General features: G+C 67.8%; 9 protein-coding genes and 1 pseudogene. 1 reads left to right on the top strand and 9 read right to left on the bottom strand.

The window, feature by feature from the left end:
- Both ABIA71_RS05435 and ABIA71_RS05430 read right to left on the bottom strand, forming a co-directional pair.
- On the bottom strand, positions 1-272 hold a 272-nt coding region (locus ABIA71_RS05435), incomplete at its 3' end, for a hypothetical protein (RefSeq protein WP_354283746.1).
- Positions 269-1,093, bottom strand: coding sequence for an MBL fold metallo-hydrolase (locus ABIA71_RS05430; RefSeq protein WP_354283744.1), 825 nt, complete (start codon positions 1,091-1,093; stop codon positions 269-271). The genes ABIA71_RS05435 and ABIA71_RS05430, both read right to left, overlap by 4 nt.
- Positions 1,094-1,226: 133 nt before the next feature.
- On the opposite strand from ABIA71_RS05430, the gene gcvA reads away from it, so the two are divergent.
- A complete protein-coding gene (gene gcvA, locus ABIA71_RS05425; protein ID WP_354283742.1) occupies positions 1,227-2,147 on the top strand; it encodes a transcriptional regulator GcvA in 921 nt (306 codons plus the stop codon).
- Between the two features lie 73 nt (positions 2,148-2,220).
- Here gcvA and ABIA71_RS05420 read toward each other — a convergent pair whose 3' ends face one another.
- The 7 genes and pseudogenes from ABIA71_RS05420 to ABIA71_RS05390 all read right to left on the bottom strand — a co-directional run bounded on the left by ABIA71_RS05420 (position 2,221) and on the right by ABIA71_RS05390 (position 14,081).
- The gene (locus ABIA71_RS05420) at positions 2,221-3,069 is read right to left on the bottom strand and encodes an aldose epimerase family protein (RefSeq protein WP_354283740.1); all 849 of its coding nucleotides are present in this window, start codon (positions 3,067-3,069) and stop codon (positions 2,221-2,223) included.
- Positions 3,059-4,048 carry a glycoside hydrolase family 43 protein gene (locus ABIA71_RS05415; RefSeq protein WP_354283768.1) on the bottom strand — a complete coding sequence of 330 codons (990 nt, stop codon included), beginning with the start codon at positions 4,046-4,048 and terminating at the stop codon, positions 3,059-3,061. The genes ABIA71_RS05420 and ABIA71_RS05415 overlap by 11 nt, the downstream gene beginning before the upstream one ends.
- A pseudogene (locus tag ABIA71_RS05410) lies at positions 4,049-5,578 on the bottom strand (MFS transporter); the annotation flags it as partial.
- Positions 5,532-8,192: a glycoside hydrolase family 3 C-terminal domain-containing protein gene (locus ABIA71_RS05405; RefSeq protein WP_354283766.1), complete on the bottom strand. Its 2,661-nt coding sequence runs from the start codon at positions 8,190-8,192 to the stop codon at positions 5,532-5,534. The pseudogene ABIA71_RS05410 and the gene ABIA71_RS05405, both read right to left, overlap by 47 nt.
- An 8-nt stretch (positions 8,193-8,200) precedes the next feature.
- Positions 8,201-9,892 carry a glycoside hydrolase family 43 protein gene (locus tag ABIA71_RS05400; RefSeq protein ID WP_354283738.1) on the bottom strand — a complete coding sequence of 564 codons (1,692 nt, stop codon included), beginning with the start codon at positions 9,890-9,892 and terminating at the stop codon, positions 8,201-8,203.
- Positions 9,892-11,877, bottom strand: a complete 1,986-nt coding sequence (locus ABIA71_RS05395) for a sialate O-acetylesterase (protein WP_354283764.1) — start codon at positions 11,875-11,877, stop codon at positions 9,892-9,894. Before ABIA71_RS05395 ends, ABIA71_RS05400 begins: the two co-directional genes overlap by 1 nt.
- 53 nt (positions 11,878-11,930) lie before the next feature.
- The gene (locus ABIA71_RS05390) at positions 11,931-14,081 is read right to left on the bottom strand and encodes an alpha-glucuronidase family glycosyl hydrolase (RefSeq protein WP_502961051.1); all 2,151 of its coding nucleotides are present in this window, start codon (positions 14,079-14,081) and stop codon (positions 11,931-11,933) included.
- Positions 14,082-14,087: the final 6 nt, after the last annotated feature.

Below are 14,087 nucleotides of genomic sequence, written 5' to 3'. Positions count from 1 at the left end.
GCGTCCCCCACCCCACCCTCAACGGGAACCAGGATGTCCGGCAATGCCCTGCCCCACTCTGCGCTGTTGGTCAGCGGGTCGATGAACAAGCTTGCGCCCGGCAACTGCAGGCGAATGCCGGCCCAGGCAAGCCGCTGAATCCGGACGCCCTCCGACGCGGGCCGAGCGGTGGCGTCGGAGACCGGCAAAAGCGCGGCCGTGGCGCCAGCGGCGAGCCCGGAAAGAAAGGCACGGCGGCCCATCCGCGCGCCATCTGGCAAGTAGCCGCTCATGCGACCTCCGCCGAATGGGCCAGGTAGGTGTCCAGCTCAAAGATGCCCTGGACTTCAATGGCCTCCAGATTGCGCAGATGCCATTCCCTTTCGAACGCGCTTGCCTCGACCCCGGGTGCGAGGCAGTCCTCGATCCGAACAGCGGCCAACCGGGACGCCAGCGATTCACCCTCTTCCTGCGCGCGTATCGCCACCACGCTCTGGCGAATCCGGTCCAGATAGTGCAGCGCGTTGTCGAGCACGGCGGCGTCGAAGCGCCCCATGTGACCGCCAATGATGGTGCCGCGCCCGAACTGCTTCGCCCGGCCAATGGCCGTTCGAACCTGGACGGGGTCGGCCTTGGAGAGGTAGACGATGTTCCCCACGATGTTGTCGCCGATGCAGACCAGGTCGGCGGTAGGAACATCCACGCTGAGGTGATCCATCGTCTTGCCGGGGTTGTGCAGCAGCCGAAGCTCATGGCGGCCCCAGCGGATGCGCATCGCGCTGTCGAACACCACCTGCGGCTCGCGGTAGAACGCGTCGACACGGCGGTTCTGTGACAGGAAGGTGTGCCGGTAATTGCGATGCGCGATGGCCAGGGCGTCGGGAAAGGTCGAAAGCCCCGCGATGTGATCGCTCATGAAATGGGTGGCGACGATGACGCACACCGTTTTCCCCAGCTCGTTGCAGAGCAGCACGCGCAACGCCGCCGCATCCGCCGCACTTCCCAGTGAATCCACCAGCAGCACATGGTTGCCATCGAAGAACACGGTCGCTACGGACAGGTGGTCCTCGCCAACGCACAAGAACACGTCCGGGCCCAGCGGTTTCAGATGCATGGCGGCTGCCCTTTGAATGGAGGCCGCCATGATTGACGGGCGGACAGACGCCGACAAACGAGAAGTTTTGGCCTTCAGATTAGTAAAACTAACCTGATAAGATCGGGTGATCCGTGCTGGCAGGAACCCCCTCATGAAGCCGCGCCACGCCCCTCCCCTCACTGCGTTGCGAGCCTTTGAGGCCGCTGCACGATCCCTCAGCTTCCAGAAGGCGGCCACCCAGCTCTTTGTCACACCGGCCGCGGTGAGCCACCAGGTCAAACGCCTCGAGGCCTACCTGGGCACCGAGCTCTTCGAGCGCGGCCATCGTACGGTGACGCTCACCCCGCAGGGCGCCGCTCTTGCGGCGTCGCTCACTGAGATTTTCGGAATGCTCGACCGGGCACTGGACCGAAGCGCGTCTGCTGAACCCGGCCATTTGCGCGTCAGCACCCTGGAGTCGTTCGCCGCGAAGTGGCTGGCGCCCCGGCTTCACCGCTTCCACGAGGCCCACCCGGATATCCAGGTGCGGGTCCTCACGAGCGATCAGCTGGTCGATGTGGGCCAGGAAAACGTCGATGTCGCGATCCGATACGGTCTTGGCACATACCCGGGCGTGCAGGTTGAGAAGTTGATGGACGCGCCGGTGTTTCCGGTGTGCGCCCCCGGCACGTCACGCAAAGACGGAAAGCCGATTGCATCGCCCGCCGATATGGCCCACGTCGCGTTTATCCACGACCAGAGCGCCGAAGGGCGACCGGGCGTTCCCGATTGGGCGGCCTGGCTGCGTGCGGTTGGGCTGCACGGCGTGTCAGCTGACGCCGGCCTGGTGTTTCCCAGCATCTATCTGGCCCAGGAGGCGGCCATCCACGGGCACGGCGTCGCGTTGGGATTAGCCCCCTTGGTAGAAGAAGATCTGCGCCAAGGACGCCTGGTGAGGCCCGTTGAGCCCCACCTCCCCAACGCGTATGCGTTCTGGACTATTCGACCCTCCAAGGGGCGGCACCACGCAGCGACGGACGCCTTTTGCAACTGGATACACGCCGAGGCCTCAGCCTCCCTGCCCTCGGTATGACTGCACGCTGTGGCCCGTGCGATGTCGCGGTGCCGCCTGGCGCCCCGCAACGGGCCGCAGACACGGTTCCGCGCTATCCCGGGCCGTCGCTTTCCCACTCAAGCTCGAACCTCAGCTGCAGTCGCTGACCCGGCGCCAACCGATTCGGCGCCAGCGTAAATCCATCCGGCGGTCCGGTCTGCGGCTCAACACACGTCGCGTGCGGCGCACCGTCGTAGACCACCCAGTGATCGGTGTCCGCGCGCAGCCGCAGCCGCTGGCCCGCAGACACCAGGGTCACGTCGCCCTGGTGGATGAAGCAGTCATCCCACGGCCCGGGCGCCGGGCGCCCGGCGGGCAACGTGGCAATGCCCTCGCCATCCCGGGGATACATGGCGCTGGGAGCAAACAGCAGGCGCTCCGGCTTGCGGAACCATGGGTGCCAGCCGAGTACGGCAGGCATGGCCTGGTCGCCGGCCTGCACGACGAGCTGTAGCGCCAGGCGGTTGGACCGTACGTGGATGGCCTGCGTCGCAATGCCACCGAAGGGCCAGTAGCCATCCTCTGGAAGCGCGAGCGTCAGCAAGGCGCTGTCCGCACCCACGTGGTCGATCCGCCAGGGCCGGGAGAACCCTACCCCGTGGATGGCGTGCGCCCCGAAGTTCAGCGGCAGTCCGACATGCCGGCCCCCGAAGCGGAACTGCCCCTGCCGGATCCGTCCGGCCCAGGGCACCATCGGGTAGCAGCCCCACGCGATGGTTGCCTGCCCCGCCTCGTCCTGGCCGACCAGCCACTCCACCCCGTCGTAGCGGAGCTGGGCGATGCGCCCCCCGGCTTCGGGGGCAAGCGCGACCTCCAGCCTGCCTGCCCGCAGCCAGTGCAGGTGGCCGGCAGGCATCGGGGCCTGCGCATCGTCCCTGGGCAACGCGGTTTCAGGCGCCATAGGGGTGGATCGTCCGGATGCTGCCGTCCGCCTCCATGTGCAGCGGCGTGCACTTGACCGACCGCAGGTGGGTCACGCCGCCGGACAACACGGCGTCGTGGTAGAACAGGTACCACTGCCCTTCGAAGGCGCAGATGGAATGGTGCGTGGTCCAGCCCACCACGGGCGTAAGGATCACGCCGCCGTAGGTGAACGGCCCGTACGGACTGTCGCCCACGGCATAGCAGAGCAGATGGGTGTCGCCCGTGGAGTAGGACAGGTAGTAGCGCCCCTGGTATTTGTGCAGCCACGGCCCCTCGAAGAACCGGCGCGCGTGGTCGTCGGCGCGCAGCGGCTGTCCGTGTTCGTCCAGGATGATGATCTCCCGCGTCGGTTCGGCAAGGCGGGTCATGCAGGCATCGAGTCGGCCGACCCGCGGGCCCAGTGCAGGCGCATCGCCGGCCGGTTCCTCGTGGGCCGCGTCGTAGCGGTTGTCGCGATACTTCTGCAGCTGACCGCCCCAGATGCCGCCGAAGTAGAGGTAATGCGTGCCGTCGTCGTCCTCGTACACCGCAGGGTCGATCGAGTATGTGCCCGCCATCGGCTCGGGCTCGGGGATGAACGGACCCTCCGGACGATGGGACGCGGCGACGCCGATGCGGAACATGCCCTGCCTGTCCTTGGCCGGAAAATAGAGGTAGTAACGGCCGTCCCGACAGGCCGCGTCGGGCGCCCACATCTGCTGTGCGGCCCACGGCACGTCGCGGACATGCAGCGCCACGCCGCAGTCGGTGGTTTCGCCCGTGGGCGTGTCCATCCGCAATACGTGGTAGTCCTCCATGCCGAAGTGACCGCCCTCATCGTCGAACGGCGCGCCGCTGTCGATGTCGTGCGACGGGTAGATGTACAGGCGCCCCTCGAACACGTGGGCCGAAGGATCGGCCGTATGGATATGCGTTACCAGCGGCTGGGAAATGGCCCGTGCCGCGAGCTGATCCACGTTGCCTGCCTGCCGGCGCGCATGCAGGTCATGCTCGATGCGGGCTTCCATTTTCCTGTCGATCTCGTAGAGCAGGAGCAACGTAACCGCGAGCAGGAACGGAAGAGAGCAGTAGACACTTACCGTCAGGCGGATGCCGTCCACCACGGCCTGGGGCTGCTGTTCGGCGCCCGCCTGGTAGCCATGATGCGCCAGAATGCCGGCGACCAGTGCACCGCCGATGCTCAGGCCGATCTTCAGCCCACACAACATGGCCGAAAAGATGATCGCGGTGGCGCGGCGATGGTTTTTCCATTCGGAGTAGTCGGCGACGTCGGCGATCATCGCCCACAACAACGGGATGGTGATGCCGTAGAAGAACCCGTGCAGCATGAAGGCGCCGAAGGCCACGGCAACCGCCGTCGGCGGGAAGAAGTAGAACGCAAGCAGAAACACGGTGGACGCCAGCAGCGCGCCGCCAAAGACACTGCGCTTGCCGAAGCGATCGGCGAGATGCCGGGAGACGCCAATGCCCAGGATCATGCAGAGAATGCCGCAGGCGTTGAACAGGCTGAAGGCCGAGGTGGCGGGGTCCTTCGGCCAGGTGAATCCGGACAGGCCCCAACCGCTGAGTGCGGTGTTCACTTCATCAATGAAATGGTTGAAGCCGGAGCTGTCGAGGAACCCCGTCAGGGCCGCCTCGCGCATGTAGTACTGGAAGTAGTAGACGTAGGTGCCGCCCTTGAGGGCCAGGTTGATGAACACCAGCACGGTGAGGGCCAGCATGACCTGCCACGGCCGGTTGCGCAGCAGGTCGGTCAGATCCTGCAGCACCCCGCCGGTCTGCTCCCTGGCCGGCACGATGCGCTCGCGGGTGGTGGCGAAGGTAATCAGGAAAAACGCCGTGCCCACCACGGCGAACACGGTCATCACCCGCTCGAAGCCCTGTACGCGATCGCCATCGCCGAGGATCAGCACCAGTGGCAGCAGCAGGACCTGGATGATGAACTGCGCGATCATCACCGCCACGAAGCGGTAGGCCGACAGGCTGTTTCGCTGGGCCATGCTGCCGGTCAGTACCCCGCTGAGCGCGGAATACGGCAGGTTGTTGGCCGCGTATACCAGCATCAGCAGGCCGTAGGTGGTCAGGGCGTAGACGACCTTGCCGTGCTCACCGAGGTCCGGCGTACTGAACGCCAGCAGCGACAGCACGCCGAACGGGATCGCCGTCCACAGGATCCAGGGCCGGAACTTTCCCCACCGGGTGGCGGTGCGGTCGGCAGCGATGCCGATCAGCGGAGTGAACACAAAGGCACCCAGCAGACCGATCACGAAAATGATCGTGGCCGCCGTGGCGGGCGGCAGGCGGAACACGTCGGTGTAGAAGAAGGCCAGGTAGGTGATGAGCGTCTGGAAGATCAGGTTCGCCGCCAGGTCGCCCAGGCTGTAGCCCAGCTTCTCCCGAATCGACAGCGTGTGCGCGGTGCTTTCCCTGCGGCGGGCATCAGTCACGGCGGGCCTCCACGGTGAACCCTGCCTTGGCGCGAACATCGGCGCTGGAGCCCCCTACCCTGACCTCATACGTGCCCGGCGCAACGGCATAGGCACCCCGCGCGGGATCGTACTGGCGCAGGTCCTGCGGCGCGTGCAGGTCGAACGTTACGGTGCGCCGCTCACCCGGCGCCAGGTGGACACGCTGGAAGCCACGCAGCGTCTGCTGGGCATCGCCAGCCGCGGCCTCGCGGCGGCGCACATACAGTTGCACCACTTCATCGCCGGCGCGCTTGCCGCTGTTGACCACGTCGACCTGCACGTTGAGTGTCCCGGTGTCGGTGATGCGCGGTGAATGGAGCTTGAGGGCGCCGTAGTCGAACCGGGAATAGGACAACCCGTGCCCGAACGGATACAGCGGCGTGCCGCGGAAATAGCGGTAGGTGCGGCCTTCCATTGTGTAGTCGTCGAAGGCCGGCATCGGCTGGTCCGCCCGGTAGAAGGTGACCGGCAGCCGCCCGCCCGGGTTGACGTCGCCAAACAGGGCTTCGCCCACGGCGGTTCCGCCGCGTTGACCGGGATACCAGCTCATCAGGATCGCGGCAAGATGTTCCTGGGCCCACTCCACTGCCAGCGCCGACCCACCCGTCAACACCATCACCACCGGGGTGCCGGTCGCGTGCAGCGCTTCCAGCAGGGCACGCTGGGTAGCGGGCAAGCGCAGATCGGTGCGGTCGCCGCCGGCAAAGCCTGGGTAGTTGACCGTCATCTCTTCGCCCTCGACGTCGCCGGTCAGGCCGCCGACGAATACCACCACCTCCGCGTTGCGGGCGGCATCGAGCGCCTCCTCGAACGGCGGTTTCGCCCCCGGCATGCGCCAGCCCAGCCGCACCCCGGCGTCGCGCTCGGCGTCGTAGTACTCCAGCTTCAGGTCGTACGCGCGGCCTGCCTGCAGCTCCAGCTCCACGCCGTCGCCATGCAGGCGATCGCTGTTGGCCCAACGGTCCAGGACCCGCTTGCCATCCACGTAGAGACGGAAGCCGTCATCGGCGGCGGCCTCGATCCGGTAGCGGCCCGACACCGGCGGCAGCAGCTGGCCACTCCAGCGGATGCTGAACCCGTCGTTGGGAATGCCCTGCCCCGGGGCCGCTTCGCCGCGGGCCAGCAGGGTGTCGGTCGGTGACCCCCGGTCCCAGCGGAAGCCGATCTGTGCATCGGTGCGGACCAGCGCCGGCGTCCCGGAAAGATCGGCCGTGCGGAAATACTCCCCGCGCAGTCCGCGTTCGGGGGAATCGGCGGAGGGACGCAGGTAGGCCGCTTCGATCAACGGGGTTGCACCGGGATCGTCGCGTCCTTCGACCAGGTCCACGCCGCGCGCGTACCGCACCTCCACGCCCTGGGCCGCTTCGCGGATGCCCTGCAGAATGGTCACCGGTGCTGCGGGGGTGCCGAAGTAGTTGCCGAGCAGGGCCATGGTGTCATCGGCCGTCGGACCGATCACGGCAATGCGCTTGAGGCTGCGGGACAGCGGCAGCACGCCATCGTTCTTCAGCAGCACCAGCGATTCCCGGGCGGCCTTCAAGGCGAGCGCATCGTGTGCCGGGGCCTGGTTCACCGACGCGGGAATCCGCGCCCAGCGCACGCGCTCGGGCGGATCGAACATGCCCAGGCGCATCCGCGCGGTGAACAGGCGCGTCACCGCGTCGTCGATCGCCGCTTCGCTGATCAGGCCCTGCCGCACCGCCGTCGGCAGCGTCGCATATTCCTGGCCGCATTCCAGCTCGGTGCCGTTCTTGACGGCCAGCGCCGCCGCGGCCTCACGGGTGGGCACTATCTTGTGATGCTTCCAGATATCGACAATGGCCCAGCAATCGGACACCACGTAGCCCTTGAAGCCCCAGTCGCGGCGCAGCACGTCGCGCAGCAGGAACTGGCTGGCGCTGGCGGACTCGCCGTACACCCGGTTGTAGGCGCCCATCACCGCATCCACCTGCCCCTCTTTCACCAGGGCCTCGAACGCCGGCAGGTAGGTGTCATACAGGTCGCGCCGGCTCGGGCGGGCGTCGAAGTGGTGGCGGTCGGCCTCGGGGCCACTGTGCACGGCCAGGTGCTTGGCCGTGGCGTCCAGCTTGCGGTAAACCGGGTCGTCACCCTGCAGGCCCTTCACGAAGGCAACGCCCATGCGCGCGGTGAGATAAGGGTCCTCACCGTAGGTTTCCTGGCCCCTGCCCCAGCGGGGGTCGCGGAAGATATTGATGTTCGGCGACCAGTAGGTCAGCCCTTGGTAACGGCCATGTGCACCATCCCGCACGAACTGGTGGTGCTTGGCACGTGCTTCGTCGCTGATGGTGGTTGCCACCTCCCCGATCAATGGCACGTCGAAGGTGGCGGCGAGGCCGATGGCCTGCGGAAATACCGTGGCCTGCCCGGCCCGCGCGACGCCGTGCAGGCCCTCGTTCCACCAGTCGTAGGCCGGCACGCCCAGGCGCGCGATGGCGGGCGCGGCGTTCTGCATCTGCGCCGCCTTCTCCTCCAGGGTCATCTGCGCCACCAGCGCGGCGGCACGGGTTTCGAAGCTGGCCGAGGTATCGAGCCAGGGCTGGGACTCCGCGGCGTGGCCGACGTTGGCCAGGGCAGCGGCGGCGCAGAGCGCCAACGTGCGGACGATGGGCATGCGCGTCATCATTTGCTCCTCAAGGCACGCTCATCGCGCGCGAATGGTCCCAGCAGGGCGCCAACAAAGCCGCCTGCACGATCGGTGCTCAACACCGTGCCGTCCACGTTGTCGGCGAGCGTCTGCCAGCCACGGCCATCGCCGCTGTCGAACGCGAACGCATAGCGGCCCTCGTCACCCGCGATCCGCAGGCGCAGTGACGGGGCTGCATCCAGCGCCCGGCTGACCAGCGTCCGGGATGCACCGCCGCCGTCGCGCACCTCGAGGAAGACCGCCACACGGTCGCCTCCGAGACTGCGCACGCCAAGGAAATACCAATAGGCCTCGCTCTGGAATGCGGCCAAGCCCGCGGCCACCCCGGCCGCCGGGCGCGACATCGCGGTGCTGGCCTCGAAGCGCAGATGCTGCTGGCGGCGCCCAAGGAAGGCCGGATTGCGCAGCGTGTCCAGATTTTCCGGCAGTGGCTGCACGGCCAAACTGCCCGGCCGCCGGCGCAGGTCCGCCCAGGCCTGCTTGGGCACGCGCACGTGCAACCATCCCGCGCCCAGCACGGGGGCGTCGAACTCATCGCGCTCGACGAAGTTGCCGGTGGACGGCGCCTGCGACGCCTCGCCCTGCATCCACGAGGGCGCCTTGACCGCATACGGGATAGCCTGCCCGGCCGGCAGGATCACCGGCCAGCCGTTCTGCCAGCGCACCGGTAGCAGGTACGTCTCCCTTCCCGTGTTGTAGTGACGCGTGTCGTAATTGCGGCTGGCAAGGAACACCGCCCACCAGGAGCCGTCCGGCCCTTCCACCAGATCGGCATGCCCGGCATTGGTGATCGGCAGCGGCCGGTCATCGGGCAGGTCGCGCTGGGTGAGAATGGGGTTGTCCGCGTACGGCACGTAGGGTCCCCATACCTCGCGGCTGCGCAGCACCACCTGGGAATGCTGTGGCCCGGTGCCACCCTCGGCATCGGACAGGTAGTACCAGCCATCGCGCTTGTACAGGTGCGGCCCTTCGATCCAGATCGGGTTCTTCGTCGGCTCCACGCCGCCGTCGATCAGGACTTTGCGCGGCCCTACCGGCTGGAAATTCGCCAGGTCGATCTGCTGCATCCAGATGGCGCGATGCCCCTCGTAGCGCGGCGGGCCGGGCGGCGCATCATTGTTCAGCAGATACGCAGTGCCGTCGTCGTCGAAGAACAGCGATGGATCAATGCCACCGACGCCCGGCAGCCAGTGCGGGTCGGACCAGGGGCCTGCGGGATTCCGCGCCGTGGCGATGAAGTTGCCGCCGCTGTCCACCGCCGTGGAAACCACATGGAACACCCCGTCGTGGTACGCGATGGCCGGTGCGAAGATGCCGCGTGACACGCTCAGGCCATCGAAATCCAGTTGGGTTGGACGGTCGATCACGTTGCCGATCTGCTTCCAGTGCACCAGATCAACGCTCTCGAACACCGGAATGCCCGGGAAGTAGGTGAAGCTGGAATTGACCAGGTAGAAGCGCCCGTTCGCGCTGACGATGCTGGGGTCGGCATGGAAGCCGGCCAGGACCGGGTTGCGAAAGTGACCCGCTGGCAATGGCGGCTCAAAGGCCACATCGTGTCCGGCATAGTCGAACCAGTCGAAGTAGACCGGCGGCGCAGGTGAGGCGCCCAGCGGCGGCACCGTGGCGGACAACAGCAGAACGACCGTGGCGATCAGCAGACGCATCAGCGAACCTCTGCAGCATTGAGGGAAAGCTCGAAGGGCCCGGCCGACGCACCGCTGCTGTCGCGCAGCGTGCAGATCGGACCGTCGGCCCAGCAATAGCGCACACGCAAGGCGGCGCCCCGGTAGCGCCGGCCGCCGGCCGGCTCCACGCCACGGTATTGGCGTCCGCTGGCCGACTCCACGCAATCCGGACAGGCCAGCACAACCTCACGCCCCTCCAGCACCGCGTCGGCATAGCGGCAGTGCCGTGCGTCGTCGTCGCAGAGCTCGAATCCTATGGGGCCGTTCGCACCGGTCGTCACCAGGGTGCCGCTGACGTCGTCGAACACCACCCTTACCTTGCCCTGCGCGCGCGACGCTGTGCGTGCCGTCGGGCCGGAGGGGGCCAGCGTCCGCTCGCCGTACACCACGTGGCGCGCCACCCGGGCCAGGCGCCGGCCCAGCTCCTGCTTGTTGGGCGGGTGGATGTCGTAGGCGTCGCCGATGTCGATGGCCAGGGCAAGTCCGGTGCGGGGGTCTTCGGCCGCAACCCGCCGCTGCGCCTCGCGCACCTGCGCCCACGCACTGTCGGCCGGGGCCACCGGCGGCTGGCCGTAGCCAGCCAACTGCACCACGAGCAGCGGCATCTGCGCGCCGAACTGCGCGCGCCAGTCGGCGCGCAGGCCGCGCAGCCGTGCGGCGTAAGCAGCGCCATCCCCGGTGTTGGATTCGCCCTGGTACCACAGCGTGCCGCGCAGACCGTAGGGGCCCAGCGGCGCGATCATGCCGTTGTACAACGTCGCCAGCCCGGTGGCGGCGTGCCACGGCGCGGACGGCGGTGCCTGCGCACCGGGCGCGACCCGGTACTGCCAACCCGCGTCCAGGACGATCCGCGTGCCATCGTCCAGCTGCACGGCATGGGCGTCCGAAGGACCGGCCAGGCCACCGTCGCCGTAAGTGTCCAGAACATTGATCACCACCGTATTCGGACCGGCCTTCAACACGCCGGCTGGCAGCGCATACGCCCGCGCCTCGCCCGGTCCGTACTGGCTGCCCACGGCCACGCCGTTCACCCAGGTCATGTCCGTCTCATCAATCGGCCCCAGCTCAAGTCGCGCGCCCTGCGCCGCCTGCGCGGCGGTGAGGGTCACCTGGGTGCGGTACCAGACCATCCCGTTGTAGGTGGACAGCGCGGGCACGCCCCAGCGCTCCCATGCGCCAAGCATGGCCGGCGCCGTGTGCCATCCCGTGGCGTCTTCGCCTGGCTGCCATGGCCTGCCGTCGGCCACCGCACCCTCGCGCGTTGCCCACCAGTGCTGCCACTGCGTGCCCCAGCGTGCGTTCGCCGCCGCCGGATCGCGTGCATACAGTGCGAGCACGTCGAGTGCCGGGTCCATGCCACCCTGTGCGCGAAGCGCGTCGGCGCTGGTCCATGCCTCGATCCGCGAACCGCCCCATGCCGCCTGGATCAGCCCCATCGGAACGTGGACGGTCTTCTGCAGTTCACGCGCAAAGTAGAAGCAGGCAGCAGAAAAGTCGCGCACCGTCTCCGGCGACGCGGCCTGCCACGCAACCGGCGTCCTGAACTGCGGCTGCGGTGCGGTGGCCACCGCCTTGGGCACGGTGAGCAGGCGGATCGTCGGGTGGGTGGCCGAAGCGATCTCGCTGCCCGCGTCGAGCGCCCGCCACACGGGCAGTTCCATGTTCGACTGCCCGGCGCACAGCCAGACATCACCGATCTGCACATCCTGCACCACCTGGGTGGCGTTGCCTGCCCGCACCGACATCGCGTACGGACCGCCTGCGGAGAGCGGCGTGAGGCGCGCCTGCCAGCGACCGCTGGCATCGGCGCGTGTGGTGACAGTCCGCCCTGCCAACGCCACAGAAACAGGGGCGCCAGGCCTGGCGCTGCCCCAGACCGGAATCGGTTGATCACGCTGCAGCACGGCGTGATCCTGGAACAACGGATGCAACAGCGTCACTGTTTCCTGCGCCGTGGAAGGCATGGCGCTGCACGCCGACGCGATCGCCAGCAGACCGCCCAGCCACGCCGTGCGACTCATCGCCCATCTCCGGGCGCGGAAGGAAACTGCAGGTGCTGGTACCAGGCCAGCGGGTGCGGCGGGGCGATCTCGCCGGCAGGAAGCGGCCTGCCGCTCACCGACTGGAAGTACGCCACGCTCGCGTCACGCCACCACTGTGCTTCACGCAGCTGGATGCGCAGGAACGCCGTGACCTGCGCATGCCGTTGCGCATCCACCCTGCCCTCCAGGCGCTCCCAGGTCGCCTGCATGGCCTTCACTTGGCGTACGCCCTGCGAATAGCGCCCGACCAGTTCGTCCCACAACGTCCTGCCCGAGGCCATGCGGTGATCCCACGGCACGTGGTGGAACCACAGCAGCAGCGGCTCCGGGACCCGCGCCAGGTCGCCATACCGCGCAGCTACCTCAGGCGCGTACTGGCCGACCGCGTTGCTGCCACGGGCGGTCCGGTCGAAGCCGATGCCGTCGCGGTCGGCGCGGTGGTAGTACACCGACGTCCAGTCCGCGCGCGGGCCGCCGTCGACCCACGGGCCGGGCCCGTAGTGGTGCCCGCGTGCCATCAGGTGGTGGAGGCCGAGCGGGGTCATGTAGTTCACGGCGGCCTCGCGCGAGTCCATCATCATCCCGACAATGGGCTGCACCACCTCGGGGTCTGGCGAGAACGTCATCGCCGCCCAGTCCGCCGCGATGTCGCGGGCCGATTGATACGGATTCCACGCAAGCCTTCCGAAGGCGTACCAGTTGGCGGGATCGAAGTGCGATCCACTCCAGGTGCGATCCGTGCCGATATTGGCGACACCGGCCATGCCGGTCAGTGACTGCGCCACCGTGGCGCGCTGTCCACGCGCGTGGGTGCGGGACTGCAGCACCTCCTCGTACAGGGGGCCCAGGTATACCAGGTGGGTGGCGAAGCCCAGATACTCCTTGGTGATCTGCACTTCCATCATCAGCGGCGTGCGCGGCATGGCCCCGAACAGCGGGTGGAACGGCTCACGGGGTTGGAAGTCGATGGGCCCGTTCTTCACCTGCAGGATCACGTTTGGTCGGAAGGCACCGTCCAGCCCCGCGAATTCGGTGTATGCCTGCGTGGCTCGGTCTGCAGGAACATCGTGCGCATAGACGAATGCCCGCCACATCACCACGCCGCCGTGCGGGGCCAGCGCATCGGCCAGCAGGTTGGCGCCCTCGGCGTGCGAGCGGCCGTAGTCCTGCGGGCCCGGCTGCCCTTCGGAATTGGCTTTCACCAGGAAGCCGCCGAAATCCGGAATGCGCGCGTAGATCTCGTCGGCCTTGTGCTGCCACCAGCGCTGTACGTCCGCATCGAGCGGATCGGCGGCGTTCAGGCCGCCCAGCTCGATGGGGGCGCTGAACCGCACGCTGAGGTACACGCGGATACCGTAGGGCCGGAACATGTCCGCCAGCGTCGCCGCTTTGTCGAGGTAGTCCGGCGCAAGACTCTGCGCACTGGCGTTCACGTTGTTGAGCACGGTGCCGTTGATACCCACCGAGGCGTTGGCACGTGCGTAGTCGGTGTAGCGCGGGTCGTGCCACTCCGGCAGCGTCTGCCAATCCCACAGCGAGCGACCGGCGTAGCCGCGTTCCACATGGCCGTCCAGGTTGTCCCAGTGGTTGAGCACCCGCAGCCGCATCCGCGGCGACTCACGCAACGCGAGCGCGTCCAGCGATGCGCCGGTCTGCAGCAGTCGCAGCAGATGGAATACGCCGTACAGCACACCGATATCCCGGGGCGCGGCCACCAGCACCACATCGCGCCCCTGCATGCGGGTACGCCTGAGCAGATACCCTTCTTCGCCCAGTGAATCCATCTCCTTGCGTAACGGCGCGATCAACGTCGACGACTGCGGCGTACCCAGCACCAGGGCAGGAAGCGTGGCCACAGTGCTCTGCGCCAGTAGCGCGTTACCTGGAAGACCGGCGAGGCCTCGCACCAATTCCGTGCGCGCGGCACGCTGGGTGGCGGTCTGATCGGGGGCCTGCACCTCTGGCAGAGGCCTGCGACCGTCGGCGACGAGGGCAGATTCGAGCGGGGTGTAGCGCATCCAGAGGGCGTAACCGTCCTCCGCGCGCACGGTGCCCGTGCACGTCAACAGCGCCAGCACCGCACCCGATATCCAATGACACCGCGCGACATCCAAGCGGAGCCGCAGTGCGGT

Source organism: Stenotrophomonas sp. 2619, from assembly GCF_040548725.1.
GTDB lineage: Bacteria > Pseudomonadota > Gammaproteobacteria > Xanthomonadales > Xanthomonadaceae > Stenotrophomonas > Stenotrophomonas maltophilia_AP.
This window is presented reverse-complemented; position numbering and strand designations above follow the sequence as displayed.